General features: G+C 69.4%; 25 protein-coding genes and 1 pseudogene. 12 read left to right on the top strand and 14 right to left on the bottom strand.

Going from position 1 to position 26,800, the window contains the following annotated elements; translation table 11 throughout:
• Window positions 1-148 precede the first annotated feature (148 nt).
• The 5 genes from GOAMI_RS08145 to GOAMI_RS08125 all read left to right on the top strand — a co-directional run bounded on the left by GOAMI_RS08145 (window position 149) and on the right by GOAMI_RS08125 (window position 2,574).
• On the top strand, window positions 149-742 hold the full coding sequence (locus GOAMI_RS08145) for a cysteine dioxygenase (RefSeq protein WP_006435991.1): 594 nt from the start codon (window positions 149-151) through the stop codon (window positions 740-742).
• On the top strand, window positions 739-1,134 hold the full coding sequence (locus GOAMI_RS08140) for a rhodanese-like domain-containing protein (RefSeq protein WP_006435990.1): 396 nt from the start codon (window positions 739-741) through the stop codon (window positions 1,132-1,134). Before GOAMI_RS08145 ends, GOAMI_RS08140 begins: the two co-directional genes overlap by 4 nt.
• Before the next feature lie 63 nt (window positions 1,135-1,197).
• Window positions 1,198-1,533, top strand: coding sequence for an ArsR/SmtB family transcription factor (locus tag GOAMI_RS08135; RefSeq protein WP_006435989.1), 336 nt, complete (start codon window positions 1,198-1,200; stop codon window positions 1,531-1,533).
• On the top strand, window positions 1,533-2,249 hold the full coding sequence (locus tag GOAMI_RS08130; protein ID WP_006435988.1) for a cation efflux transmembrane domain-containing protein: 717 nt from the start codon (window positions 1,533-1,535) through the stop codon (window positions 2,247-2,249). Before GOAMI_RS08135 ends, GOAMI_RS08130 begins: the two co-directional genes overlap by 1 nt.
• On the top strand, window positions 2,233-2,574 hold the full coding sequence (locus tag GOAMI_RS08125; protein ID WP_006435987.1) for a DUF3703 domain-containing protein: 342 nt from the start codon (window positions 2,233-2,235) through the stop codon (window positions 2,572-2,574). Before GOAMI_RS08130 ends, GOAMI_RS08125 begins: the two co-directional genes overlap by 17 nt.
• A 72-nt stretch (window positions 2,575-2,646) precedes the next feature.
• Here GOAMI_RS08125 and cofG read toward each other — a convergent pair whose 3' ends face one another.
• The 7 genes from cofG to typA form a co-directional block, all read right to left on the bottom strand.
• Window positions 2,647-3,954 (bottom strand): 7,8-didemethyl-8-hydroxy-5-deazariboflavin synthase CofG, encoded by a 1,308-nt coding sequence (gene cofG, locus GOAMI_RS08120; protein ID WP_006435986.1) that lies wholly within the window; start codon window positions 3,952-3,954, stop codon window positions 2,647-2,649.
• The gene (locus GOAMI_RS08115; protein WP_210738061.1) at window positions 3,951-5,387 is read right to left on the bottom strand and encodes a flavin-containing monooxygenase; all 1,437 of its coding nucleotides are present in this window, start codon (window positions 5,385-5,387) and stop codon (window positions 3,951-3,953) included. The genes cofG and GOAMI_RS08115 overlap by 4 nt, the downstream gene beginning before the upstream one ends.
• Before the next feature lie 98 nt (window positions 5,388-5,485).
• The gene (locus GOAMI_RS08110; RefSeq protein WP_006435984.1) at window positions 5,486-6,640 is read right to left on the bottom strand and encodes a hypothetical protein; all 1,155 of its coding nucleotides are present in this window, start codon (window positions 6,638-6,640) and stop codon (window positions 5,486-5,488) included.
• A 62-nt stretch (window positions 6,641-6,702) separates the two neighbouring features.
• The gene (locus tag GOAMI_RS08105; RefSeq protein ID WP_006435983.1) at window positions 6,703-7,086 is read right to left on the bottom strand and encodes a hypothetical protein; all 384 of its coding nucleotides are present in this window, start codon (window positions 7,084-7,086) and stop codon (window positions 6,703-6,705) included.
• Between the two features lie 92 nt (window positions 7,087-7,178).
• Window positions 7,179-8,069: an N-acetyl-1-D-myo-inositol-2-amino-2-deoxy-alpha-D-glucopyranoside deacetylase gene (gene mshB, locus GOAMI_RS08100; RefSeq protein WP_006435982.1), complete on the bottom strand. Its 891-nt coding sequence runs from the start codon at window positions 8,067-8,069 to the stop codon at window positions 7,179-7,181.
• Window positions 8,066-9,997: an ABC transporter family substrate-binding protein gene (locus GOAMI_RS08095; protein ID WP_040004668.1), complete on the bottom strand. Its 1,932-nt coding sequence runs from the start codon at window positions 9,995-9,997 to the stop codon at window positions 8,066-8,068. Before GOAMI_RS08095 ends, mshB begins: the two co-directional genes overlap by 4 nt.
• 65 nt (window positions 9,998-10,062) lie before the next feature.
• Window positions 10,063-11,973: a translational GTPase TypA gene (typA, locus tag GOAMI_RS08090; RefSeq protein ID WP_006435980.1), complete on the bottom strand. Its 1,911-nt coding sequence runs from the start codon at window positions 11,971-11,973 to the stop codon at window positions 10,063-10,065.
• A gap of 206 nt (window positions 11,974-12,179) precedes the next feature.
• Between typA and GOAMI_RS23195 the strand changes: the two genes are divergently transcribed.
• On the top strand, window positions 12,180-12,356 hold the full coding sequence (locus GOAMI_RS23195; RefSeq protein WP_006435979.1) for a hypothetical protein: 177 nt from the start codon (window positions 12,180-12,182) through the stop codon (window positions 12,354-12,356).
• 4 nt (window positions 12,357-12,360) lie between these two features.
• Here the strand turns inward: GOAMI_RS23195 and GOAMI_RS08085 are convergent.
• From GOAMI_RS08085 to GOAMI_RS08075, 4 genes and pseudogenes are all read right to left on the bottom strand, one after another.
• A pseudogene (locus tag GOAMI_RS08085) lies at window positions 12,361-13,250 on the bottom strand (EamA family transporter).
• A gap of 24 nt (window positions 13,251-13,274) precedes the next feature.
• The gene (locus GOAMI_RS22325; RefSeq protein WP_006435976.1) at window positions 13,275-14,348 is read right to left on the bottom strand and encodes an ABC transporter ATP-binding protein; all 1,074 of its coding nucleotides are present in this window, start codon (window positions 14,346-14,348) and stop codon (window positions 13,275-13,277) included.
• Window positions 14,345-16,006 (bottom strand): ABC transporter permease, encoded by a 1,662-nt coding sequence (locus GOAMI_RS08080; RefSeq protein WP_006435975.1) that lies wholly within the window; start codon window positions 16,004-16,006, stop codon window positions 14,345-14,347. Before GOAMI_RS08080 ends, GOAMI_RS22325 begins: the two co-directional genes overlap by 4 nt.
• Before the next feature lie 7 nt (window positions 16,007-16,013).
• Window positions 16,014-17,105: a thiamine ABC transporter substrate-binding protein gene (locus tag GOAMI_RS08075; RefSeq protein ID WP_006435974.1), complete on the bottom strand. Its 1,092-nt coding sequence runs from the start codon at window positions 17,103-17,105 to the stop codon at window positions 16,014-16,016.
• Window positions 17,106-17,430: 325 nt separating this feature from the next.
• Here GOAMI_RS08075 and GOAMI_RS08070 point away from each other — a divergent pair, with 325 nt between their 5' ends.
• The 4 genes from GOAMI_RS08070 (at window position 17,431) to GOAMI_RS08055 (ending at window position 21,507) form a co-directional block, all read left to right on the top strand.
• Window positions 17,431-18,264: an Rv1157c family protein gene (locus GOAMI_RS08070; protein ID WP_006435973.1), complete on the top strand. Its 834-nt coding sequence runs from the start codon at window positions 17,431-17,433 to the stop codon at window positions 18,262-18,264.
• A 298-nt stretch (window positions 18,265-18,562) separates the two neighbouring features.
• Entirely contained in the window at window positions 18,563-19,462 is a 900-nt protein-coding gene (locus GOAMI_RS08065; RefSeq protein WP_006435972.1) for a hypothetical protein, read from the top strand.
• A 76-nt stretch (window positions 19,463-19,538) separates the two neighbouring features.
• On the top strand, window positions 19,539-20,810 hold the full coding sequence (locus GOAMI_RS08060) for an alpha/beta hydrolase family protein (RefSeq protein ID WP_006435971.1): 1,272 nt from the start codon (window positions 19,539-19,541) through the stop codon (window positions 20,808-20,810).
• 7 nt (window positions 20,811-20,817) lie between these two features.
• On the top strand, window positions 20,818-21,507 hold the full coding sequence (locus GOAMI_RS08055; RefSeq protein ID WP_040004667.1) for a lysoplasmalogenase family protein: 690 nt from the start codon (window positions 20,818-20,820) through the stop codon (window positions 21,505-21,507).
• An 18-nt stretch (window positions 21,508-21,525) separates the two neighbouring features.
• On the opposite strand, the gene GOAMI_RS08050 is transcribed toward GOAMI_RS08055, so the two are convergent.
• Window positions 21,526-21,978 (bottom strand): hypothetical protein, encoded by a 453-nt coding sequence (locus GOAMI_RS08050; protein WP_006435969.1) that lies wholly within the window; start codon window positions 21,976-21,978, stop codon window positions 21,526-21,528.
• A gap of 118 nt (window positions 21,979-22,096) precedes the next feature.
• Between GOAMI_RS08050 and GOAMI_RS08045 the strand changes: the two genes are divergently transcribed.
• Both GOAMI_RS08045 and GOAMI_RS08040 read left to right on the top strand, forming a co-directional pair.
• Window positions 22,097-22,669 carry an HhH-GPD-type base excision DNA repair protein gene (locus GOAMI_RS08045; protein ID WP_006435968.1) on the top strand — a complete coding sequence of 191 codons (573 nt, stop codon included), beginning with the start codon at window positions 22,097-22,099 and terminating at the stop codon, window positions 22,667-22,669.
• 81 nt (window positions 22,670-22,750) lie between these two features.
• Window positions 22,751-23,668 (top strand): hypothetical protein, encoded by a 918-nt coding sequence (locus GOAMI_RS08040; RefSeq protein WP_006435966.1) that lies wholly within the window; start codon window positions 22,751-22,753, stop codon window positions 23,666-23,668.
• Between the two features lie 517 nt (window positions 23,669-24,185).
• Here the strand turns inward: GOAMI_RS08040 and GOAMI_RS08035 are convergent.
• Window positions 24,186-25,490, bottom strand: coding sequence for a WS/DGAT domain-containing protein (locus tag GOAMI_RS08035; protein ID WP_006435964.1), 1,305 nt, complete (start codon window positions 25,488-25,490; stop codon window positions 24,186-24,188).
• 17 nt (window positions 25,491-25,507) lie between these two features.
• A complete protein-coding gene (locus GOAMI_RS08030; RefSeq protein WP_006435962.1) occupies window positions 25,508-26,722 on the bottom strand; it encodes an acyl-CoA dehydrogenase family protein in 1,215 nt (404 codons plus the stop codon).
• Window positions 26,723-26,800 lie beyond the last annotated feature (78 nt).

Below are 26,800 nucleotides of genomic sequence, written 5' to 3'. Positions count from 1 at the left end.
CGTGTCGAATCCGGTCGCTGTAGACCGTCCCCGTTCCGGCCGGTGGGCCGTTCCGGGGCTCGAACCGACCCCGCGGTCGATGTGTATGTGCTGTCGCTGACCTGATCAGCCCCGACCCGCACATCCACTCCCCTCTCAAGGATCTGCCATGACCTCGACCCTGGCTCGCGCCTCGATCGCCGCTTCCCCACCGAAGAACGTCACCCCGAGCACCCGAGGCCCGGTGACCGCGATCGCGCCGCGGACACGAACCCACCTGCCGACGCACCTGCGGCCGGCCGACCTTCTGCGCATCACCGACCAGGGGGTGGCCGATGTGCTCGACGGCCGTCACGACACACTTCTCCCGGCCGAGTGGGACACCACCCACCGATGGTCGACGCGCCTGTATGCGGACGACGACCTCGACCTGTGGCTCATCAGCTGGACTCCCGGCGAGGCCACCGAACTCCACGACCATGCCGGCTCCCTCGGTGCGCTGACCGTCCTGTCGGGGTCCTTGCGGGAGTACCACTGGACGGGGGACGATCTGGCTGTGCGCGTTCTCGATGCCGGCGACCAGGCCGCCTTCCCGCTCGGATGGGTGCACGACGTCGTGAAGAACCCGACGGTCGAGGTGACCGGCCCGACGCTGAGTGTGCACGCCTATTCGCCGCCGCTGACCGCGATGTCGTACTACGAGGTGGCCGACGCCGGCCACCTGCGTCGTACCCGCACGGTCCTGACCGACGAACCCGAATGAGCGACAAGCCCGCTCCGCGCACCATCGACGACGTCCTCGCCGCGGCCCGCGAACGTATCGAACGGATCGACGCCGCATCGGTGCCCGACGAACTCGCGGCCGGCGCCGTCCTCGTCGACATCCGACCGGCGGCCCAGCGCGCCGCGGAGGGCGAGGCCCAGGGGTCACTGGTCATCGAGCGCAACGTCCTCGAATGGCGATGCGACCCGGCCAGCGACGCACGCATCCCCCAAGCCGTCGACCACGATGTGCGGTGGATCATCCTGTGCCAGCAGGGTTACACGTCGAGCCTGGCGGCCGCGGCGCTTCACGACCTCGGATTGCATCGCGCGACCGATGTGATCGGCGGGTACGAGGCGCTCGCACCGATCGTCGATGGATCGGTGCACTGAACCGGCGACGGCGAACCGAGTACACCGTTTCCTGAATACAGAATCCGGTGTACCGTCACCTCCATGAACACCGTGGCGACCTCGCAGCGCGACGCGCTCACCAGATTCGGCCACGCCCTGTCCGACGTGACACGAACACAGGTCCTGCTGCGCCTACGAAGCGGCGGGGCATTTCCCTCGGAACTGGCCGACGCCATCGGCGTGTCGAGACAGACGCTGTCGAATCACCTTGCCTGCCTGCGGGGATGCGGCCTGGTGGTGGCGGTGCCCGAAGGTCGACGTTCGCGGTACGAACTCGCCGACAAGCGCATCGGCCATGCTCTCGACGATCTACTCGGCCTGGTCTTGGCGGTGGACCCTGATTGTTGCGACGACTCCGCGACCACCGGGTGTTGCTGATGGTCTCCGAATCCGGCATGTCGACGGGACCCCCGTCGATGAGCATCGACCGGCGTGATCTGCTGCAGCGTCGGATTCGATGGCTGGTCACGGCGACCATCGCCTACAACGTGATCGAGGCCGTGATCGCGATCAGCGAGGGCGCACGTGTTTCGTCCGGCGCGCTGATCGGCTTCGGACTCGATTCGGTCATCGAGGTCTCCTCGGCCGCCGCGGTCGCCTGGCAGTTCGCCGGCGGCGACCCCGCACGGCGGGAGAAGACCGCACTTCGGGTCATCGCTTTCTCCTTCTTCGCCCTGGCGGCCTACGTGACCGTCGAGTCGCTTCGTTCGCTGCTCGGCCTCGGTGAGCAGGCACGACACTCGTCCATCGGAATCGCCTTGGCCGCAGTCAGTCTGGTGATCATGCCGCTGCTGTCGTGGGCTGAACGACGCACCGGTCGGGAGTTGGGTTCTGCCAGTGCGGTCGCCGACTCCAAACAAACACTGCTCTGTACCTATCTGTCCGCCGTGCTGCTGGCCGGTTTGGCATTCAACAGTCTGTTCGGGTGGTCGTGGGCCGATCCGGTCGCGGCTCTGGTGATCGCTGCGGTGGCGGTCCGCGAGGGAAGGAACGCGTGGCGGGGAGACGCATGCTGCGCCACCGGCATCAGGGACAACACGGACGACCAATGCACGTGCTGCGACGAGGAGAACACTCATGGCTCGCATCAGTGACACCGCGAGAGCGTTGTACCGCTCGGAGATGGCGGCGGCAGCGGCCACCACCCGACCCGACGAGCGGTGGCGCCATCTCGAACGCGCCCACATCGTGTCTCAGCCAGACCCGTGGCTGCACACCTGCAACCACATTTCGATGTTCAGATTCGCCGTCCGGCAACATGATCGACGAGAAGCGATCGGACAGGTGGTGCGAATCGTCGTCGCCGCACCGGGATCATTGACCGGCCGCTACCCAGAGGGGAACACCGGTCGGGTCGACGCCGGCCTGATGACGCCGATGCCGATCCCCGGCGACATAGCGGCCACGTTGAACGCATGAGCAGACCGACCAAGATCGCCATCGACGACCTGACGCAGGCCCTGGGCCGCGCCGCGAACTCCTGACGACGGCTCAGGCCACCGCGGGCCACGGACGCGGCACCGGGCACGTGTCGACGGCGAGGCCGGTCGACGGGTCGGCAAGCGCGGCCACATGGTGTGCGAGTGCCGGGTCGATCCAGTCCGGGGCGTCGAGCACATACGTCGGCTGCGCTGTGATCCGTTCGGTGAGAACGAAATCCGACTCGGCGGTGCGGGCGGCCAGCGCATCCAGATTCGGCCAGGGACGTTCGGGGTTCACGTGGTCGGGGGTCAGCGGCGACACCCCACCCCAGTCGTCGATGCCGGAGGCGATGAGCGCGGCACACTCGGCCGGCGACACCAGGTTCGGCGGCGCCTGCACCCGCATGTGCGGTCCGAGGACGATGCGCGCTACGGCGACCGCCGCGAGGAACTCGGTCTTCTCCGCGTCGGGGGTGGATCGCATCGCGGTGTCGAGCTTGGCCCGGAAGTTCTGCACGATCACCTCCTGGATGTGACCGCCCGCGGCGTGCACCTTCGCGATGGCGAGCAGGGATTCGGCTCGCTCGTACAGTGATTCGCCGATCCCGACGAGGATGCCGGTCGTGAACGGGACCCGCGCGGTCCCGGCGTCGCGCAGCACCTGCATCCGGACCAGCGGGTCCTTGTCCGGGCTGCCGTAGTGCGGTTGCCGCTTCTCGGTGTACAGACGGCGCGACGTGGTCTCGAGCATCATGCCCATCGACGGGGCCACCGGACGCAGACGCAGGATCTCCTCGAGGCTCATCACCCCCGGATTCAGATGTGGCAGCAGGCCGGTCTCGGTCAGCACGGCCACGGCCGCCGCGCGAACGTAGTCGAGGGTCGACGAATAGCCGCGCGCGGCAAGCCATTCGCGCGCCTCCGGCCACCGGTCCTCGGGACGGTCACCGAGCGTGAACAACGCCTCTTTGCAGCCGAGTTCGGCACCCCGACGGGCGAGGTCGACGACCTCGTCGAGTTCGAGGTACAACCCCTCGCCGGCCCGGGCGAGTTTGCCGGGCACCGTCACGAACGTGCAGTAGTGACACCGGTCCCGGCACAGCCGGGTCAGCGGGATGAACACCTTGCGCGAGTACGTGACCTGACGCGAACGCCCGACCGCGTCGAGCCCCTCGTCGCGAATCGCACCGGCGATCGACTGCAGGCGGACGAGATCCGCACCCGCACAAGACAGCAGCGTGACCGCCTGGTCGATGTCGATGGACTCGCGCGCCGCGGCAGCGGCCAGGGCGGTATCGATCGCCTCCCGCGAAGGACGTTCCGCGGCAGGATGTTCCACAGCCTCATCCCTCACCGTGGGGATGCTGAGGTCGGTCATCGTTCCCCTTCCGAAGGATCACGACTGGTCAGGTACGGCGCGGGGTCGAAGGTCCCGTTGCGTTCGCGGAACGACGCCGCGGTACCCGGCCAGAGCAGCGTGAGACGTCCGCTGTCCGGGTCGACATACCAACTGTCGCAACCGGTCAGCCACACGGTCGACGCACTGCGCTCGTCGATCTCGCGAGTGTAGGCGGCCTCGGCCTCGGGCGAGACCTCCAATGCCCCCACGTCACTGTCCCCGAGGAACTCCAGAGCGCCGAGCACATAGTCGAGCTGCGTCTCGATCATGTAGATCGCCGAGTTGTGGCCGAGCGCCGCATTCGGCCCGTCGAGGACGAACATGTTGGGGAATCCGCTGACGACGGTCGACGCATACGAGGTCATCCCCGACGACCAGTGCTCGGACAAACGTAGTCCCGCCCGGCCGACGACGCGGCTCGCCGCGGGCGGCCGCGCGGACTCGAAACCCGTTGCCATCACGAGGACGTCGAGGTCGAAGGTGCGTCCGCTGCGTGCGGTGGCCTTCGATTCGGTGACGGAATCGAGCGCACTCGGCTCGAAGACCACGTTCGGCCGCTGCAGCGACGGATAGAAGTCGTCGCTGAGCAGGATTCTCTTGCATCCGATCTCGTAGTCGGGCGTCAGGAGTTCACGCAACATCGGATCGTCGACCTGGCGGTGGAGGTGGTCGCGGGCCCGCGCCCGGATCTCGTCGATGTCGGGATGCAGGCCCAGTCGCTGCCGGAAGGCGCCGTCGGCCTCGGTGAGGAGCTGGTGGCGAATTTCGCCGGCGACCTCCGGGTCGAGCAGGGCGGCACGTTCCTCCGCGGTGTAACGGCGATCCTCACGAGGCACCACGTAGGGAGCGGTCCGGCAGAACACGACGAGCTCTTCGGCGGCCTCGGCCAGGTGCGGGACGAGCTGCACCGCCGACGCACCGGTGCCCACGACACCGACCCGGGCCCCGTCGACGGCGACGTCGGCGTGCCAGGCCGCCGTGTGGACGACCTGACCGGGGAACCCGCCGAGACCCTCGATGTCGGGAATCCTGGCCTCGGACAGACGGCCGACGGCCAGGACGAGCGTCCGCGCACGAAACGTCCGGCCGGACCCGTCCGCGGCGGCCGCGGTGATCATCCAGCCGGCTGAGGCCTCGTCCCAGGTCGCCTGCCGCAGTTCGCAGTTCAGCAGAATGTGCTCGGCGAGACCCTCGTCGGCGACGGTCTGTTCGAGATAGTCACGGATCTCGCGGCCGCTCGGATACCGCGACGCCCAGTCGGCCGGTGGGCGGAACGAGAACGAGTACAGATGCGCGGGGATGTCACACGCGATGCCGGGGTAGACGTTGTCGCGCCAGGTACCGCCGACTGCGTCGGCCCGCTCGAGGACGACGAAGGACTCGCGGCCGCGGCGGGCGAGCTGCGTGGCCATGCCGAGGCCTGCGAAGCCGGCACCGACGATGGCGACGTCGATGTCGTGCACCCCGTCGTTTCCGTCCACCCGGTCACCCCCGTGCGTCGCCGTTCCCGTCACGAACGTACCTGCGGGAGCGGGAGCAGCCGATGCGTTTCCGGCTCGGTGTAGCGGGTGGTGCGCTGACGTGGCGTGCGCCCGGCACGATCGGCGACGGCGACGAGGGTGTCGACGTCGAGGACACGACCCGCCTCCGGACCCGCATGCGGCATGAGCCGGCCGTCGAGCAGCAGGCCGCCGATGTCGTCGGCACCGCCGCGCAGCAGGAGGTCGACGGTGTCGGACCCCAGTTTGGTCCAGGCGACCTGTAGATGGTCGATCAGCCCGGCGGACATCAGGCGGGCGACCGCGTGCAGGGCGCGGGTCTCCCGTTGCGACACGCTCGACGTCGCGGCGTCGATCAGGTGCGGCGGCGTGTTCGACGAGACCATCGGCATCAGGATCAGCTCGCTGAAACCACCCGTGCGGCGCTGGATTCCGAGCAGGGTCCGCAGGTGTGCGACCTGCTGCCCGGGGGTCTCGACGTGCCCGTAGACGATGGTTGCGGTCGAGAACAGGCCGACGCCGTGCGCTGCCTCGACGACCTCGATCCACTCACGCGCCGGTGCGGAGCCCGTCGGCGACAGATACCCGCGCACGGTGTCGTCGAGGATCTGGGCGGCGGTTCCGGGGATCGACCCGAGTCCGGCGGCGCGCAACCGGCGGAGATGTTCGTCGACCGTCGTCCCGGTTCGGGCCGCCCCGTCGGCGATCTCCGCCGCGCGGTACGCGTGCAGGTGCAGACCGTCTGCCGCGCCGGTGATCTCTTCGACCAGGCGGACGTAGTCACCGGCCGGCCGGTCGGCGGGCAACGGCCCCTGCATGCAGATCTCGGTGGCGCCGAGTTCGACGGCCTCCCCGACCAGATCGGCGAGTGTCGGATCGTCGGATCGCCGTTCATCCGAGATGAGGCGGGCGGCGACCCCGGTGTCGAGATTGCGGTTCACGACGAAGGTCAGGACGCCCGGCTCGGTGACCCGGCCCCGGACCGCGTCGGCGAGTTCGCACAGTTCCTCGAGCTCGGTGCCGGAGGCGCCCAGCAACGCGACCCAGCCCTCGTCGTCGAGGGCGTCCGGGCCGAGGGCTGTCGGGTCGTCACGGAGACGGCTCAGGGCCGCTGTGACGCGCTCGATCGGGGCCGTGATGTCTTCGGCCCACGCGCGCAGAACCATGTCCACACTCTAACGCTCGGCCGCAGTGGACCTGCGCGCCGCAGGATCGGCCCCGGCGAAAGTCAGTCGTCGGCCTCGGGTAGCCGGTGAGTCCAGCTGAGCACCGCGGCCGGCCCGATGCCCAGCACGAGGAGCAGCAGGGTCTGGACCAGGTAGTTCCCCGACGTGCTGAGGATGACGTCACCGCCCGGTCCCGGGATGCCGCCGGCGATGAGAACCACCAGCCCCCAGGCGCCGAGCGGGGCATACCGCACCGGCGACGAGGTGTACCCGGCCGCCAGCCAGAGCAGCGTCGCGTTGAGGAGGCCGGCGACGAGTGCCGCCACCGGCAGCGCGACCCCGCCGAAACGCTGGTACGCGAACGCCACGCTGAGAAGGCCCACCGCGAAGCCGTCCAGGGTCAGCAGCGCCAGGAGGAGCCGGTCACGGACGTGCGGATCGATCATCGAGCCACCACCGCCCCGCACCGGACTCTTCGGGTCCGGAGTCCCGGAGGTGCGATTGCGTGTACCGCGGGCTGACATGTTCCCCACCGTCCTCACACGATCCCGGCGAAGAGGTCCGTCTCCCGGTCGCCGCCGAGAGCGTCACGCGGATCGTGGTCGGTGAGGACGAAATGCTCGTGATGGTGGATCGGCTGCAGGATGTTGTTCGACAGCGCGAACTCGGTTCCCGACGGCGCGACGGTCACCTGCGTCACATGTGCGGCGAGTGCGGCGACCTTGTGGGAGTGGTATGCCGCCACATCGACCTCGGTGGTGATCTGCTCGTCGGGGTAGCTCGGCAGTTCGCCGGGATGGGGCATCCGCCAGCCGTCGGGCACACCGGGAGCCGCCGCCAGGCCGTTCTCGAGCGCGCTGCGCTCGGTGACCGACTCGTACAGCTTCACGGGGCCGGTGCCGGCCGCACGGGCGCGTGCGACCGCGGCAGCGGTGACCTCGTGCACGAGCTTGTGGTCGGGGTGCCCGTAGGTTCCCGACGCGTCGTAGCTGACGACCACCTGCGGAGCGAAGTCGAGGAGCAGCTCGACCAACACGCCGACCGGCTCGTCGAACGGTGCCTGCACGAGAGCGCGCGGATGGTTCGCCGACGGGGCGCCGGCCATGCCCGAGTCGCGCCAGCGTCCGGCCCCGCCGAGGAAGCGCGGTGTCAGGGTCGGACCGTCTGCCGGGCTCAGTGCCGCGAGGGCGCGCGTCAGCTCCGCGATCCGGTAGCCGCCCAGCTGGTCGGCGCCGCCGTCGGCGACCAGTTGTGCGTATTCGTCACCGATGACCTCGCCCTCCTCGCCGAGGGTGAAGGTCAGGACGCGCACGTCGACGCCTTCGGCGAGATAGCGGGCGATGGTCCCACCGGTCATGATCGTCTCGTCGTCGGGATGGGCGTGGACGAGCAGCAGCCGCCGGTCCGCGGCCCGGTTGGCCTCGGTCACGAGAGTTTCCAGTCGACCGCGGTCCCGAAGATCGACTCCTGGATCGGTCCGGTGAGCGGCACGTCGCGCACCGCGGGCGTGACACCGACGATCATCGAATCCTGGTACAGCGGCAGGTAGATCGCCTGCGCGGCCAACAGCGGCTCCGCCTGGTCGAGGGTCCCGATCGGGTCCTCCTCGGACAGCGCGTTGCGCGCGAGTTCGATCAATCTGGGGTCGCAGAGACCGGAGACGTTGCTGGCGTAGCTGTCGCCGACGTCCCCGCCGCTCGGCGCGATGCTGGTGGGCGTCGGCGGGGTGGCGGGCGACGGCGCCGTACTCGGCTTGGGCTGATTGCAGTCGACCGTCGAGGCCAGCGACGCCGCCGGCGGCACACCGAGCCCGGTCCAGCCGACGACGAGGTCGACGCGCTTCTGGGTCAGCGCCGAGCCGTACAGCTCGCTGTTCGGCATCGTCACCACCTGCGAGCGGATTCCGGCGCTGCGCAGCTGGTCGACGACACTCGACGCGGCCGAGGTGGCGCGCGGGTCACCGGCCACCGCTCCCACGCGCACGAGCAAGTCCTGACCGTCCTTCTGGAACGGCAGGATGCCCTCGGGCAGCTCCGCGACCTCGACCGCCCCCGGGGTCGGCGTCGCGGCCGGGTTGGACGGGGTGGAGGAGCCGGCCGCGGACGGCGTCCCGGACGCGGGCGTCTCGGTTGACGGTTCGGGTACCGGGGAGGTCTGTCCGGTCGTCTCCGGGTCCGCGCGGCGGTAGCCGGCGCCGGCGAGGAGCGCATCCACCGCGGCCCGGTCGGGACGCGGGCGCGAGACCGGGGTGTAACCCGGGTCGGATGGCGCGAACACGGTGTTCGCGTACGGCTCGACGATCCAGTCCCCCGCACCGGCGAACGTGGTCAGCCGTGGATCGACGAGGCCGAGGATGGCGCGCCGCACCTCCACCGAGCTCATCGCGTCGGTGCGGGCGTTGACGCTGATGCCCAGCGAGCGTGAGGTGAGACTGCGCTCGGTCTTCAGGCCGGGCAGTGCGGTCAGTTCGGCGGCCGTCGCGGGCGAGGCGCCGAGCGCGACGATCTCGGAGTCACCCGAGCGCACGGAGTCGAGCATCTGCGCGTTGCTACCGGCACGGCGGAGCACGATCTGGTCCAGCCGCGGCGGCGTCACCCAGTAGCGGTCGTTGCGGGCCAGGCGTACCTCGTCGCGGGTCTTGTCGATCCCGACGATCGCGTACGGGCCGGCCGAGACCGGCTTGCCGGTGTCCATGCCGGTCTGGAAGCCGGCCGGAGCGCCCTTGAAGACGTGACTCGGCAGCAACCCGGTGAACAGCTCGCGCCAGGCCGGATACGGCCGCTCGAAGCGCACCTCGACGACCTTGCCGCCCTCCCGGGACTGCACCGAGTCGATGAGCCGGTAGCCCGCCGGGGCCACCACGTTGGGTTGCCGCGACATCTGCTGCCACAGGTAGCCGAAGTCGTCGCCGGTGACCGGCAGTCCGTCCGACCACTGGGCGTCGGTGTGGATGCGGTAGGTCACCGTGAAGGGCTGACGCGACGTCACCTCGGCGGAGGTGACGAACTGGCGCTGCAGCTCCCACACCGGTCCGGCCGGCGTCTGCACGGGGGAAAAGGGACTCGGGAGCGTCATCGCGGCGACTGCCGTGGTCACCGGGTTCTGATCTGCCGCGATGTGCGGGTTGAACCCGTTCCCCACCGAGTCGGTGGCGATGAAGATCGTCTTCCCGACCGGATACTCGGTCGGCGTCGGCGGCGGCCCGGTGTCCCGGACGGGCGGCGGCGGATCCGCCGTGCACGCCGTCAGGGCGATGAGCAGTGCGACACCGCACGAGAGCAACCCGAGCACACGGCTCCGGTTCATGGCGTCGCGACCCCGCTGTGGTCTCGCCCGTTTCACCTCGGATACCCCCATGAAGATGCTTCTCGGTCGATCAGACGATGCCGGTCCCCCGCGTCGGCGGGAGACCGGCTCGGCGGTCAGCTGACCGCTGCGTCCCGGGACTTGGCCCGCGAGCGCTCACGGGCACGGGTCGACGAGTCCAGGTGCACCTTACGCACACGCACGACCTCAGGGGTGACCTCGACACACTCGTCGGCGGCACAGAACTCCATGGCGGCCTCGAGGTCGAGCTGCATCGGCTTGGCCAGTGTCTCCATCACGTCGGCGGAGGACTGCCGCATGTTGGTCAGCTTCTTCTCGCGGGTGACGTTGATGTCGAGGTCTTCCTGACGCGGGTTGATGCCCACGACGTGGCCCTCGTAGCTGTCGTCGCCGGGGTTCACGAAGAAGGTGCCGCGGTCGGCGAGCTGGATCATCGCGAACGGGGTCACCGTGCCGGAACGGTCGCTCACGAGCGAGCCCGTGTGGCGGGCGCGGATCTCGCCTGCCCAGGCGTCGTAACCGTCGAACACGGCGTTGGCGATCCCGGTGCCGCGGGTTTCGGTGAGGAAGTCGGTGCGGAAGCCGATCAGGCCACGCGACGGCACGATGAACTCCATGCGGACCCAGCCGGTGCCGTGGTTGTTCATCTGCTCCATGCGGCCCTTGCGGGCGGCCAGCAGCTGGGTGACCGCACCGAGGTACTCCTCGGGCACGTCGACGGTCAGGTGCTCGAACGGCTCCTGGACCTTGCCGTCGACCTTGCGGGTGACCACCTGAGGCTTGCCGACGGTCAGCTCGAAGCCCTCGCGACGCATCTGCTCGACGAGGATCGCGAGCGCGAGCTCACCTCGACCCTGCACCTCCCAGGCGTCCGGACGGCCGATGTCGAGCACCCGCAGCGACACGTTGCCGATGAGTTCGGTGTCCAGGCGCTGCTTGACCATGCGGGCGGTCAGCTTGTGACCGGACACGCGGCCGGCGAGCGGCGAGGAGTTGGTGCCGATGGTCACGGAGATGGCCGGCTCGTCGACGGTGATCCGCGGCAGCGGCTGCGGGTTCTCGAGGTCGGCGAGGGTGTCGCCGATCATGATCTCCGGCATACCGGCGACGGCCACGATGTCGCCGGCGACCGCCGACTCCGCCGGTTCGCGCTCGACGCCGACGGTGGCGAGGAGTTCGGTGATCTTCGCGCGTTCGACGACGGGCTTGCCGTCGACCTCGCGGCACCAGGACACCTGCTGCCCCTTGCGGAGCGTGCCGTTGTGGATGCGGACGAGCGCGAGACGGCCCAGGAAGGCCGATGCGTCGAGGTTGGTCACGTGGGCCTGCAGCGGCGCTTCGGGATCACCCTTGGGGGCGGGCACGTGCTCGAGCAGGACGTCGAAGAATGCGTCGAGGTTCTCGGCGGCCGGGATCTCACCGTCGGCGGGCTGTTCGGTGCTGCACACACCGGCGCGGCCGGAAGCGTAGAGGACGGGGAGCTCGAGGACGAGCTCGGCGGCCTTCGCGGCCTCCTCGTCGAGGTCGGACGCGAGGTCCAGGAGCAGGTCCTGGGTCTCGTCGACGACTTCCTGGATGCGGGCGTCGGGGCGGTCGGTCTTGTTGACGACCACGATCACCGGCAGCTCGGCGGCCAGCGCCTTGCGCAGCACGAAGCGCGTCTGCGGCAGGGGCCCCTCGGAGGAGTCGACCAGGAGCACGACGCCGTCGACCATCGACAGGCCGCGCTCGACCTCACCGCCGAAGTCGGCGTGGCCGGGGGTGTCGATGACGTTGATGACCACTTCGGTGCCGTCCGGCTGACGCCGGTGCACCGAGGTGTTCTTGGCGAGAATGGTGATGCCCTTCTCACGTTCGAGGTCACCGGAGTCCATCACCCGGTCGACGACCTCGGCACGCTCTCCGAAGACGCCGGACTGGCGCAACATGGCGTCGACGAGGGTGGTCTTTCCGTGGTCGACGTGCGCGACGATCGCGACGTTACGGAAGGTGGGGGCAGCGCTCACAGGCTCTCTTTCGTGTGGTTGGGGACCGCTTCGGCGGCCGGCACTCGGCGCGAGCCGAACTATTCAGGCGCTCGCGGCCGACAGCTCTGACCGGCGACAAGTGCAGATCACCTAGGGATTCAACGCTACAGAGTATCGGTTTATGTGGTGAGACCGCGATCACAGGCGCTCGAACGCCCGTTGTTAGGGTCTGCTAACCTCGCCGCATGGGCAACGTCGACGCGGCCAAGGTGGGCTCTCTGAAGCCCAAGAAGAAGTGCTGCAAGAGCTCCACGCGGTGCGTGCGGTGTCCCGTGGTGATCCACCGGATGCGCAAGCTCGACACCTCGGACATGACCAAGAAGGAGCTCAGCAAGGCGCTGAAGAAGGCGCGCGCCGCCTGAACGATCAGCTCGGCGGGATCTCGTCGGTGTTCATCGACCGCTCCGCGGGGTCGACCGACCGCACCGCGACCGCCAGCGCGACCGCCACGATCCCCACGGCCTCCAGCGGTCGGGGCACCTGACCGAGCACGATCAGGCCGATCACCGCCGCGGTCACCGGGAGCAGGGCGAGCAGGATCGCGAACCGCGCGCGGCCCACGCGGCGCAACACGACCTGATCCAGGGCGTACGGAATGGCGGTCGACGCCACGCCCAGCACCAGGCCCTGGCCGAGCAGCGCGGCCGCCGACGCACCGTCGCGCACCGCCTCGGCCACCCACCACGCCAGCGGTGAGGTTGCCAACGCTGCGATCACGAAACCGGTGGCCAGATCCTCGACGCCCGCACCGCACGCCGCGACCGCTTGCCGAGCACGATGTAGCCGGCCCAGCAGGTGGCCGCGGCCAGGGCCAGCAACACCCCCACACCTGTTCCCGACCATCGGACGTCGGCGATGAGGACCACCCCGAGCCCCGCCAGTACGAGTGCCGCGATGTCCCGGCGGGTCCGAGAACCCAAGGCCGCCAACGTGATCGGGCCCAGAAACTCCAGTGCGACGGTGGTGCCCATCGGCAGGTGCGCGAGGGCCTCGTAGAAGGTGATGTTCATCGCCGCCGTGATCAGACCGAAGCAACCGGCCAGCCGGAGGCGGGCGGGCAGCCACGCGGACCGCGGTGGCCGGACCCAGATCAGCAGCACCAGTGCGGCGCCGGCGATGCGCAACCAGGCCACCGCCGACGGTGCGAGGTCGTCGAACATGCCGACGGCGACCGCCGCCCCGAGATACATCGACGTCGCGCCGAGCACCATCAGGCCGGGCGGGAGCAGCAGTTCGCGCCGCGCGGTGTCCGTCATCAGCGCTCCGTCACCGGGTCACCCTCACCCGATAACCGCGACCCGCTCGGGCACCAGACGGATACGCACGCGGTCGCCGATGGCGACGGGTTCGTCTGCCACGGCATCGATCTCGCCGACCGCGGTCTCGATGCGCACGCGTGGACCCGCGGGCAGTTCGGCGACGAGCACGACCGTGGCGGAGTTCGTGTCCGCGTCGGCGTCCGGGCCGTCGGGGGACGCCTTGGCGACCGCCACCGATTCGGGCCGGAGGCCGAGCCGGTGCGAACCGTCCGGCAGGTCGAGCGCGATCTGACCGAGCACGGTGTCGGCGACCCCTGCACGCAGCTGCGCGTCGATCACGGTGGTGACCCCGAGAAACTGCGCCGTCCACTCGTCGACCGGTCTTCTCCACAGGAACGACGGCGTGGCGACCTGCACCATCGCACCGTCGCGCATCACCGCGATCTCGTCGGCCATGGTCGCGGCCTCGGCGTGATCGTGCGTGACGACGACGGTGGGGACACCCGCCGCCCGTACGATCTCCGAGATCTCCACCGCCAGTTCATCTCTCAGCCGACGGTCGAGCGCGGCCAGCGGCTCGTCGAGCAGCAGGAGCCGCGGATGCGGGGCGAGCGCACGCGCCAGTGCGACGCGCTGCGCCTGACCGCCGGACAGCGTGTCGACGGAACGCTTCTCGTAGCCGGGAAGACCGACGACGTCGAGCAGTTCGGTCACGCGCTGGGCGGTCCGGCGGCGCGACCACCGGCGAATCCTCAGGCCGTAGCCGATGTTCGACGCGACGCTGCGCCCGCCGAAGAGTTGCCCGTCCTGGAAGACCACGCCGAAGTCCCGACGGTGTACCTCGACCCCGGCGAGGTCCTCACCGCCGAAGCGCACGACCCCGCGTGTCGGCTGCTCCAGCCCGGCGACGGCGCGGAGCAGCGTCGACTTGCCGCAACCGGACGGGCCGAGGACGGCGCTCACCAGGGCACCCGCTCCCCCGACGCGCCAGGACAATCCGTCGATCACGGTGTGCCCGCCGTACGCGACGGTGAGGTCGGAGATCTCCAGCAGGGCATGGGAACCGGCCGCGGTGTCTCGTTCGGTTCCGGTCACAGCAGTGGCACCTCCGCTCGCGGCCGGAACACCTCGACCACCAGCACGGCGAGGGCGGTCGCGGCGACGAGGACCACCGACGCGGCCATCGCGGTCGCCAGGTTGGCGGCGCCCGGCCGGTTGAGAGCCGATCCGATCAGCACCGGGAGAGTCGTCGTGTCGGCCCGGGCCAGGAAGCTGGTGGCGCCGAACTCACCGAGCGCCATCACGAAGGCGAACCCGGCAGCCGCACCCGTCGAACGACCGATGATCGGCAGATCGACCGTCGCGAACACCCGGGCGGGCCGGGCGCCCAGCGTCGCGGCCGCCTGCCGCAGCCGGACCGGTACCGACTCGAGCGCGGGCAGCATGATGCGGATGACCATCGGGATGGCGATCAGCGCCTGTACGCACGGGATGATCGCGGGCGACGCCGCGATCGCGTAGGGCATCGACGCCAGCACGATCAGATATCCGAAACCCAGGGTGACAGCACTGATCCCGAGCGGGACAAGAGAGATGGCCGAGGCGATCGCGCCGACCACCCCGCGGGAACGGTGGAGCGCGACGGCGGCGAGCATGCCCACGACGACGGCGATGACGGTCGCGAACGCCGCCGACACCAGCGAGTACTCGAGGCTCTCCAGCGGCGTGACCCCGTTGACCGGCTCGGCGAGGGCCCGGTATCCGGCGAGCGTCCAGTCACCCCCGGCCGTCGGCCGCACCGATCGCGCCATCAGGACCACGACCGGCCCGACGAGCAGCAGCACCGTCCACGCGCCCACCAACCACATCGCCGGAAGCACGAACCGACCGTTCGCGAACGCCGCATCCCGACGACGCCGCTCTGCGCCGCCACGGGCGGAGCCGGTCCCGGCGGGATCGGCGAACACACGGGTGAGCATCAGGGCCGCGAACACGACGACGATCTGCACCATCGACAACACCACCGCCTCCGGGATGCGGAAGTAGCCGATGGCCTGGGTGTAGATCTCGCTCTCGAGGGTGCGCAACTGTCCCGCGCCCAGGATGATCACGACGCCGAAACTGGTGGAACAGAACAGGAAGATCAACGCGGCTGCACCGGCTGTGGCGGGTAGCAGCCTGGGGATCACCACGGTCAGCGTCGCGCGCAGTCGTCCGGCGCCCAGGGTGCGCGCAGCCTCCAGCAGCCGGGGGTCGAGGTTCCGCCACGCCGCACCCACCACGCGCACGACGACGGCGACGTTGATGAACACATGCGCCGCCAGCACCGCGCCGAGCCCGGACTGGATGTGCAGGAAGGAGAGCGGGCCGCTCAGCAACGATCGGAAGGCGACGCCGACCACCACCGTCGGCAACACGAACGGCACCGTCACCGCGACGGCGAGGAGGACCGATGCGCGCCCACCGACATGGGCGTACAGCCATGCGATCGGCGCGGCCGCGACAAGCGCGAGCACGGTCGACGCCGCCGCCTGCCCGACCGTCACGCCCAGGAGCGCCCACGCGTCGGTACGCGTGAGGAGGTCGCCGAGTCGTTCGCCCGACGCGGCGGCCAGATGCACGGCTCGGCGGACGAGCGCGAGGACCGGCCAGGCGAACAGGACGGCGATGAACAGCGCCGGGATCAGACGCAGCGCCACCCGGCCGGCGACCGTCGCCGTCCGCGCCGCGGGCCGCGCCGTCACCCGGGTCACCGGGCGATCACCTTCCGACAGCGGCACGCCACTGGTCGAGCCAGCTCTCGCGGTTCTCCGCGATCGTGGCCGGCGGCATCGATGACATCCACGCCGGCACCGCCGCTCGGGCCGGCCACCCCTCGGGCAGGGCGATGTCCCGCTGCACCGGGTACACATACATCGACTCCGGCAGCGCGGACTGCACTGCCGGGCTCAGCATGTAGTCGACGAGCTTGCGTGCCCCCGTCGAGTTGCGGGTGCCCTTGAGGACGCCGATGTACTCGACCTGCGGAAAGCAACTGTCGAGCAGGGCGCTGGTGCCGGGCGTCGCGGCGGGCGAGGACGCATAGGACAGCACGATCGGCTTGTCTCCCTTGCCCTCGCCGGCGCTGAACAACTGGTTGTAGGCGACCTCCCAGCCCGCGACGATGGTCGCGCCACCGCCGACGACCAACTTCCAGTAGTCCTGCCAGCCGTCGCCGAGGGCCCCGACCGTCGTCAGCAGGAAGGCCGTGCCCGGCGAGGAGGTGGCCGGATCGGTCAGCACGGTCTGCGATGCGTACTCCGGTTTCGTCAGGTCACGGAAGCTCGCCGGCGGCGTCAGCGATCGCGACTCGTACCAGGTGTTGTCGATGTTCAGGCACACGTCACCGCGGTCGACGGCGGTCAGCTGGTCGGCCGCACCGGGGACCGCGTACTCGGCGGCCCCGCCGGCGGCGAGCGGTGACTCATAGGATTCCAGGGCGCCCGCCTCGATCGGCCGGGAGGCGAAGGTGTTGTCGATGCCGTAGACGGCGTCTCCCTTGGGCGCGCCCGGGGTCAGGGACACGGTCGACGCCAGTTGCCCGGCATCACCGGAACGCACGATCTTCAGGGTGAGCCCGGTCTCCTGACGGAAGCCGTCGATGACCGACTCGGGCAGCTCGAAGGACTCATGGGTCAGCAGAGTGACCTCGCCGCCCGCCGTCGACTCGTCGGCACAGGCCACCGCAGTCGTGAACGCCAGCCCCACGCCGACGGTGAGTGCGATCGTCCGGGAGACGATCCCCGCCCACCCACGCCGACGACCGGTGCCGCCCACGGGTTGCAGCTCGTTCACGCCCTGCAGTTGGTTCACATCCGACTCCTTGCGACCGGCTGTCCCTGTCCTGTCCACTCCCACATCCAACCAGGTGCCACCGAAACGCACGATGCGCCGCCGACCATAACCACTTTGGTAACAATTGCATCAATAACCACATACGTCACAGTCGCAGCCGGCGGGACTACCTGGACACGGCAGATGCCGAGGGGCTTAGAATGACCCGCGACGTCCGGGGTGCGATGATCGAAGAACCCTGAAGACCCCGGGCGACCCACACGACCACGACCCACACGACCACGAGGCGCACGAGGCTCGCTCTTTCCGGCCGACGCAGCGCCACGACCGATAGGACTCACCAGTGCGTTTCACACGGCCGTCGAGGTTGCGTTCCACCGCCTCTAGCCCGCACCGGACCCGCCGCCACCGCCTTCTCCTCAGTGCATCGGCGCTCGTTGTCGCGGCCGGCCTCGCCCTTCCGGCCGTCGCCCAGGCCGCTCCCGCTCCCAAGGTCGATCAGCGCGTGCTGGACTCGCTCGGCGCGTTCGCACCGGCGATCATCGGCTCGGTCGCCACTCCCGGCCCCGACGGCAAGGTCAACGCCCAGCTCCTCCAGCAGGCCGAGAGCTTCGCCAACACGCCGGGGATGCCCGCCGAGGTCACCAAGATCTGGCGTTCGGTCGCCGACTTCCTCGGTGAACCCGGGCGCAAGGCGGCCGCCCGTGAACTGGCCGCCGAGACCAAGCCGGGAGATCCGGACATCCCGAAGGGCCCGAACGCTCCGAAGATCCAGGAATTCCTGTACCCGACCTTCGGTCTCGGCTGCATCCCCGGCGGCGGCTCCCTCGGACGCGCACTGGTCACCGCGGGCCCGCAGGAAGCACCGGCACCCGGACCCAAGCGCGGCGAGGGCGGCTACGTCTACACCGCACTCGGCACCGGACCCGCGATCGACAACAAGGCCCAGCCGCTCATCGCAAGCTGGCTCAACGTCGACACCGGACGCACCGGCACCACGACGCTCAAGCGGAACCCGAAGATCAACGTCAAGGACGGCCCCGGCACCTTCACCGGCATCGCCCGGACCGGTAAGGGCCGCGTCATCTCCGCGATCCACGGAAACGTGACCACCAAGACCAAGGGGCAGGTCGTGTCCTGCACGATCGTCCCGGTGATCGGCCTCGCCATCATCTGACGCACATCCACTTTCGTTCAGCGGCACCCCGGCTCACCGCCGGGGTGCCGTTGTTTTGCGCCCGCACCCCCAACGCACCGGTCGCCCGCCGGTGACGAAGCATGTGGCGCGCGTCTCAGGCGCTGAAAGCCGAAAACGCCAGGTCGCCGGGAATGTCGGTATCTCACCGATCGCGCGGATGTCACAGCTCGGACTCGCGACTTGCCCAGGTCGTCACACTCGTGGTCTCTTTTAACTTGAATCCCATCTGTCACACCCGCCACACGTGGCGGGGTGTTCGGCTGTTTGAAGGAGTGCCATGTCCATCACGTCTCGGTTCACACGTCCATTCGTCGGGCGACGCGGAATCCGGCGCTGCGGTGTGGGCCTCGTGGGCGTGGCGATGGCCGCTGCCGCGGTCACCACGACCGCGCCGGCCTCGGCCGCGCCCTCCCTCCCCCTGCTACCGCCGAACATGCTGAGCGCATACTCCATCCCGTTCGACGCCGAACTCGCCGGAGCAGTCCGTCTGCTGAAGTCGGCCGGCGTGGACCAGATGGCCGTGCAGGCTGCGCAGGCGGTCCTGGGCAGTACCGGCCAGTTGTCCGTCCAGGACATCTCCGGACGGGCGGGCGCACTGCCGTTCGACGCGTCGCAGCCGCGGCCGGCCTCGGCTCCCGACGCCGCTCCCCATCCGGTGGCCGCCACCGATCCGATCGCCCTGCTCAGGTCTCTGGGCATCCAGACCCTGACCCCGTCCGTCGCGCCGTTCTGCACCACCCCCACCGCGGACAACCCGCTGGGTCTGGTCACCGCCGGCGCCGGTGCCGTCGCCGGCCCCTGGCCGATGAAGACCGATCCGCTCACCCAGCTCAAGCCGCTGCTCGACATGCTCCCGGGGGTCTCGATCCCGGACAAGCTGAACCTGGTGGAGAACGGCGAGACCGCGTACGCGTTCGTGCCCGCCTCCCCGAAGGCCGGCAAGGGCGGCACCATGCAGGTCGCCTGGTTCAACACCAGCACCCTGCAGGGTGGCTTCGCCGACCTCGAGCCGGTCAGCAACCAGGCCACACTCGCCGCCCTGCCGCTGCTCTCGGGTGTGCGTCTCGCCCCGGTGAAGACCGGCAAGGGCACCATCCTCTCCGCCGTCTTCGGCACCGCGCAGAACGGCGCGCAGAACTGCTGGTTCCTCCCCGCAGTCGGCATCGTCAACGCATGAGACCCACTGTCAACGCGTGAGACCCCCACTCACCGACGACGCTCCCCCACCCACACACAGAACGAATAGACGACACATGAACACGCACGGCATCTCGTCAACCCTTCGGAGTGCTTCCATCGCCCGCACGGTCGCCCTCGCCGCAGCCCTCACCATGGGCCTGACCACCTTCGGCGTCGCCGCCGAGGCCGTCGCGGAACCGACCACGACCACACCGTCGACCAGCACCGCGACGCCCGACGCCGCCGACGAGGAAACGGGCGCCCCCGCCGACGACAACGCCGGGACGATCGACGTCCGCGGCCCCGGTCAGGCACCGGGTGCCGTCTACGCCAATCGTGATCTCGCCCGCGCCCGCATGGTGGCCGGCGCCGCCTCCGGCAACGACTTCACCTACTGGAGCACCGGCGCCGACGGCAAGGCCCACCTGTCCTCCGGCGTGCTGATGGTGCCCGCCGGGCGGGCACCCGCCGGCGGCTGGCCGGTGGTCGCGTGGGCCCACGGCTCGCGTGGCATCGCCGACAAGTGCGCCCCATCGGAGCGTCCGATCAAGGACGACACCACCGAACTGAGCCGGTGGCTCGGCCGTGGCTACGCGGTCGTCTCCACCGATTACGCGGGCGTCGGCACACCGGGGACCCCGCAGTACTACGACCTCGAGGCCACCGCCCGCAACATCGTCGACGCGGTCAGCGCCTCACGCGACGTCTCCGACAACCTGTCGCGCTCGTGGGCGGTCGTCGGGGAGGGGCAGGGTGCCGCGGCCGCGATCACGCTGGCTCGCATCGCACCGCAACTGCAGCAGCGCAACTCGCTGAACTTCAAGGGCGCGGCGGCGACGTCGATCCCGGCCGAATTCGGTGCGCTCCTGGCCAATCTCGGGCCGTCGTCGGCGAGCATCCCCTCCGGACTCGCCGCGGATGCGCTCTACACGCTGAGCGCCATCCGCAACGCGCGCCCGGGACTGGACGTCGATGTGCTGCTCACCGACACCGGCAAGAAGTGGATGGCCAAGGCGGCCAACGAATGCATCACCGAGTTCCGCAAGGACGTCGACGGTCTCGCGATGGGTTCCCTCTTCGCCAAGCCGGTGTCGGGGAACACGGAGCTGACCAACCTGCTCACCGAGGCCACCGCTCTGCCCAGCCGCGGCTTCGTCAAGCCGGTGATCATGACGCAATCGCTCCAGGACACCTCGGTCGTCGTACCGCTGTCGCTGAAGTACCTCAACGAGGCACGTGCCGATCGCCTGGTGCAGGCTCGCACCTACCTCACCCTCGACGGTGCGCAGTCGGCGAAGCTGTCCGACAACGACATCCGCGCCTTCATCGCCAAGATCCTGAGATGAGTCGATGATGGGTCGCCGTCTTCCGGACCGACGCCTGTTCGATCTGGCCTATGCGGCGACGACGGCGGCCGCCACGGTCACCGGCGCGCTGGGGCACCGGCGGGCGGCGGCCCTGACCAAACCGCTGCCGATGCTGCTGCTCGCCGGAAAGGTGGCCGCCGGGGCACGGGGGCGCGACGCCGTCGACACCGCCGGATTGGCGGGCGCGGTGGCGTTCTCGATGGCGGGCGACCGGCTGATGTTCCTCGAGGAGTTCGAGACCGAGCCGGTCGCCAAGGACCGCTATCTGCGCCTCGGGGCGTCGCTGTTCGCCGGCGCCCAGTTGAGCTACATCGCGACGATGTGGCGGGCAGGCGCCCGGCCGTCGGCGCGGCAGCTCCTCCCCCGGGTCGGCCTGCTCGGCGAATCGGCCGCCGTCCTGGCCCGTCATCGGCCGGCGCTGCTGCCGGTGCTGGGCACCTACGGCAACACGCTCGCGACGATGTCGGCGACGGCGAGCGCCATGTCCGGTCCGCAGCCGCGGCTACGGATCGGCGGTGTCACGTTCCTGCTGTCGGATCTGGTCATCATCAACCGCCGTCACCTGATCACCGATCCTCGTCTTCGGATGGCGGGTGAGGCCTGGGTGCTCGGCAGCTATTTCGCCGCGCAGTACCTGCTGATCGGCGGTCTTGCCGAATGCCTACGCCGACGCTGATCACCGGGGTCGGGCGGCTCAGGCCGTCGCCCGCCCGCTGCACGACGAGTACTGCGGATTGACCATCGGGTTGAAGGCCATCGCGCCGAGCTTCTGCTTGATCGTGAACGCGACGGGCCCGCGTCCGGGATGGATGTCCACCTGCCACTTGACGGTGAAGCCGCGACCGGGCACGAAGACCGTGCCGGTGCGTCCGGTGCGCAGATTGCGCCACGACACGGCGACGTAGTAGGTGTATTCGAGCGCAACGGGTTTCGCACGGTCGGTGCCGATGAGTGCGATCGCGGGTCCGGGCAGTCCGTCCGCTGGGAAGCGGATGTTGTTGAACACGTCGACCCGGATCTTCACCGTCCCCGCCGGCCACGGGTTCACGCTGTCGCAGACCAGCGTCGTGACGTAATTCGGTTCGGTGTGATCGGGGATGGCCTTCGCGCTCCCCGGCCCGGCGACGCCGATCAGCGCCGCCACCATGCCGACGACCACCGCACCGATGCCCGCACGTGCTCTCCATCGCCCCGAACTGCTCTCCCCGCTGATCATGGGGGAAGTCTAGAGCCGCGCGGTCACCGCGTCTGCCAGAATCGTTCCCATGCCGAAGATCCAGATCGCCCAGGAACCCGCGGCCGACGAACTGCTCTCGACCGATTCGTTCGCACTGCTCGTCGGGATGTTGCTGGATCAGCAGTTCCCGATGGAACGGGCCTTCGCAGGTCCGGCCAAGATCCGAGACCGCTTCGGGACGATGGACCCGGTCGAGATCGCCGACGCAGACCCCGAGGCCTTCGCGGATCTGTGCTCCACTCCCCCGGCCATCCACCGGTACGGCCGCTCGATGGCCGGACGTGTGCAGGCATTGGCGAAGGTCGTCGCCGAACAGTACGACGGTGACGCCGCCCGGATCTGGACCGAGGCGACCAGTGGCGCCGACCTCATGAAGAGGTTGCGTGAGCTGCCCGGATTCGGGGAGCAGAAGGCGAAGATCTTCGTCGCACTCGTCGCCAAACAGCTCGACGTGAAACCCTCCGGCTGGACCAAGGTCGCCGGCGACTACAGCAAGCAGGGGTACCGGTCGGTCGCCGACGTCGTCGACCCCGACTCGTTGCAGAAGGTCCGTGACTTCAAGAAGGCGGCCAAGGCCGCTGCGAAGGCCGCGAAGGAGTAGGGGCGTCGCTGTGGGTCACCTGACCGCGAATCACCCGACCTTGACCCCCGATCGCGATCCGGTGGCCTAGTGTCGGGAACCATGGAGTCTCTTCCCGAACGAAGCGCACCTCCCGGGACCGACCCGACTCGTCTGCTCCTCGAGATGCCGCTCCGGCTGGGATTCACGGTGACCGGAGTGGTCCTCGCCGCAGCCGAATCCGCGGTGACGATCGCACGGATCACCGCGGGCAGTGTTCAGCACGAGATCAGCCTGGCGATCGGCGCCGAGGACGAACTCAACGCGGCGCGTACCCCCCTCGCGCTCCTCAACCAGCTGTCCGAACTGCTGGGTCCGGAGCGGCCCTTCGGACGCATCCTGGCCTCGGGCGGCCCCCTGGAACGTCTGCTCAACCCCGGCGGGGTCATCGACCGGCTGACCGCACCCGGCGGTCTGCTGGAGAGACTCACCGCCAAGGGCGGGCTCCTCGACCAGATGGCCGACGAACGCGGCATCCTGATGCGCCTGACCGCCAAGGACGGGCCACTCGACCGCCTCACCCGCCCCGGCGGCGTGGTCGACCAGTTCACCGAGAACGAGGGCATACTCGAACGTCTCACCTCCGAGGGCGGCGTCGTCGACAAACTCACCGCACCCGACGGCATGCTGGAGAAGATGACCGCTCCGGGCGGCATCCTCGACCGCTTCGCCGCGGAGGCGGGCCTCCTCGACCAGCTCGTCGGCGAGGGCGGCGCGGTCGAACGCGCCATCGCGCCGGGCGGTCCGCTGGATCGGTTCACCGAGCTGACCGAGGTCATGGGTCAGCTGGCACCCAACCTGCTCGCCATGCAGGACACCGTGCACGAACTCGCCGAAACCGTGGACCTGCTGAATCAGACCGTGGCACCCCTCGGCGGTCTCGCCGAGCGTCTGCCCAAGCGACTCACCCGCGGCCCCAAGGGTTCCGGCGGCAGCAGCGACGCCTCCCCCGCGGACACCAACGGCCGCCCGAACGCCTGAGAGCCAGTCCCCACTGCTCGTTGAGTAGGCACGAGGCGTCGCGTCGAAACCCGCCACACCACGCAACCCCATGCCGGTTGAGCCGACACCGAGCAAAGCGAGGCGTCGCGTCGAAACCCGCCACACCACGCAACCCCATGCCGGTTGAGCCGACACCGAGCAAAGCGAGGCGTCGCGTCGAAACCCGCCACGCCAGGCTGTGTCAGAACGGTGGTGGGTTCTTCCGGTTCCATTCGTCTTGTTGTCGGCGGTGGGTGGCTGTGCGGGCCACGCGGCCGTCGCCGAGTAGCCGCCGGGCCGGGTGGTCGGGCGGCTGGGTTTTCAACGAGCTGAACAGGTACCGACCGGCGTATCAGATTGTTTGTCAATGACTTTCGGTAGTAGGCATTCTCGCGTGGTCGTTTCCTTTCCGCTCAATGGCCAGCGCCCGCGGGAAGGAAATCCCACCGCGGAAGGGAAACGGTTGAGCGGGAACCATACCGCCGCTCGACATAGGAGAGACGGTCGGTCGAGGACCCTAGCGACGAGGCGCGTCGAAACCAGCCCGAAGCAAATCCATGTACCGGTCGACGTCGGGCATGATCTCCGGGCTGGTGGTGACCGACACCGCGACGCGGTCGCCGATGCCGTGCACTCCGTGTGTGAGTCCCTGCACCGGCGACAGCGCGGGAAAGCCGGTGGTGAACAGGATCTCTCCGCCGTCGAGGTCGACGTCGGCGGCACCCCGATCCACCGAGGACACCACGGTGACACCGGTGACCGTCTCAGGCCGGGTGTCGAGGTCGAAGGCCCGGATGCCCCAGTGTGCGAGGATCGCCGGCGTTGCTTCTGATACCCGCCGCTGCGCGACTCGTGCCGGATCGGCATCGGCCGCACGGGCGGCGTCGATCTCATCGCGGATGAGTCGCGCACGTTCATGCGGTTCGTCGGCTTCGAGGTGCAGATCGATCCCCACATTGCGAAAATTGTTGCGCGTCTTCGATTTGTCGGATCGTCCGACGGTGAGCTCCACACCGAGACGTTCACAACCGTCGCCGAGATATCTCGGTAGCGCCTGGGAGATCGCGACCAGCACCGCCACCGTGACCGGAGACCCGGACGCGGTGAGACGCTCGCGGTCGAGCACGACGACCCGCAGGAGCCGCCGCGACCCGGGATTGCGGTTCAGCGTCGTCAGCGGATACCCCGGCTTCCCCGGATTCGCCTGTCCCCCAACCTGCGCGACCTGCATTCCGCGACGGATCGTCGAGACGAACTCAGCCGGAAACCGCAACGCGCCCAGCGCGAGCGTTCCGACGTCACGGATGAGCCCGGGGACGCCACCACCGCCGCCGACGCTCTCGAGGTACGGGGCGTCGAAGAGGTCCCGCGCGATCTGCGACGCCCGACGTCCGTCCCCGAGCGCGTGGGAGATCTGGAGTACCACGACGACTCCCGTGACCGGAGGGCCATCGCCGGCCGGCAGGTGGGCCACCGGACCGAACAGGTGCAGTCGCCAGGCCGCACGGGACGGCACCAGCTGGTCGGCAACGAGCGCGCCGACGATGTCCAGACACGACGACCAGGTCCGCGTCGTGGTGTCGACGCGGACCTGGTCGGGTGTGGGTTCGGCCGAGACCCAGTACGGCCGGTCGGCGCTGGCGGGAACGTCGTGGATCCGTAGGCACAGATCGTCTACGTGCCGCGCCCGCGCCAGCAGCCGCCGGGCGCACTCGTCGAGCGAAATCGCCGGTGTGGCAAAGCCATACAGCAGGAACTGGTCGTTGGCGATGCGCTCGGACATCCAGTACGACGCGGCGTCCGCCGCCGCCATCCGCTGCATGGGGCCAGCGTAGCCGCCTACTTCTGGCCGGCACTCCACGCGTAGGGCAGCTCGGTGCCGTTGAGGACGTGGTCACCGATGGCCTGCAGTTTGAAGATCAGCGGGTTGTGGACCGAGATCACCCGCGCGTTGCGCCAGTGGCGGTCGAGGCGCAGCCGCTCGGAGGTGATCGAGGCGCCACCGACCTCGAACAGCTGGGTGGTCGCGTCGAGCACCAGCGGGATGACGGTCGCCTGGGCGCGGGCGACGTCGAACTCGACCTCGTCGAGGAGCTTCTCGTCCTGCCAGGCGGTCTCGGCGAGACGGTCGAGCTGATCGGCGATGTCCAGGACGATGGTGCGCGCTGAGTAGGCGGCCGCCGTCAGCCGGCCGATGACCTGCTGCACCAGCGGGTCGTGGCGGGGCAGGTCGGCGGTCGAGTGGGTGAAGGTGCGCGTGCGCTCCCGAACCCACTCGCTCACGTCGTCGGTGGCACGCTGCGCGATACCGGCCAGCACCGACAGTTGCACGAGCTGGAGGTACGAGGTGGCGTAGGTGCGGCCCTCGACGCCGTAGCCCGGGCCGAGGATGCGATCGCCCGACACCTGCACGCCGCTGAACTCGGTGGTGCCGCTTGCGGTCAGACGCTGGCCGAAGCCGTCCCAGTCATCGTGCTGGGTGACGCCCTCGGCGTCGGCGTCGACGAGCACCGACACGCGCTCGCCGTCCTGGTCCGCGGCGACGAGGATGTGGTCGGAGTACAAGCTGCCGGTGCTGTAGTACTTGGTGCCGTCGAGGCGCCACGAGTCCCCGTCGGCTGTGAGTCGGGTCTGGTAGCGGTCGATGGCACCGACACCGGGCTCGGTGATGGCGTTGCCGACGAGCGTGCCCTCGGCGACCTTGCGCAGCCAGCGCTCCGCCTCGTGATCGGGCAGCGCGGCGAGCTGATCCTCGACGAACGACCAGTGCACGCGCAACGCCTGCGGGAGATTCGACTCTGCCGTGGCCAGGTCGATGAGCAGCCGGAACAGCTGGCGCACCGAGGCGCCGTACCCGCCGAGCTCGACCGGCACGCGCAGCGCGCCGAACTTGGCCTCACGCAGCCACGACACCTCGTCGTGTGCGAGTCGCCGATCGTCTTCACGAGCCACCGCGCCTTCTGCGATACGCGCGAAGATCGGGGCGAACACCTCGTCGAGCCGCTCGTCGGTTGTGCCGGCGGCCGACGTGCTTGCGGGCACGGTTGCGGTCATCAAACGTCCTTTCGATACAGACTTGTCGGCCGATAGTGTCGTCGGCTCCCGCCCCTTCGGCCACGATTGAAACCGCGG

The organism is Gordonia amicalis NBRC 100051 = JCM 11271, from assembly GCF_000332995.1.
Lineage (GTDB): Bacteria > Actinomycetota > Actinomycetes > Mycobacteriales > Mycobacteriaceae > Gordonia > Gordonia amicalis.
This window is presented reverse-complemented; position numbering and strand designations above follow the sequence as displayed.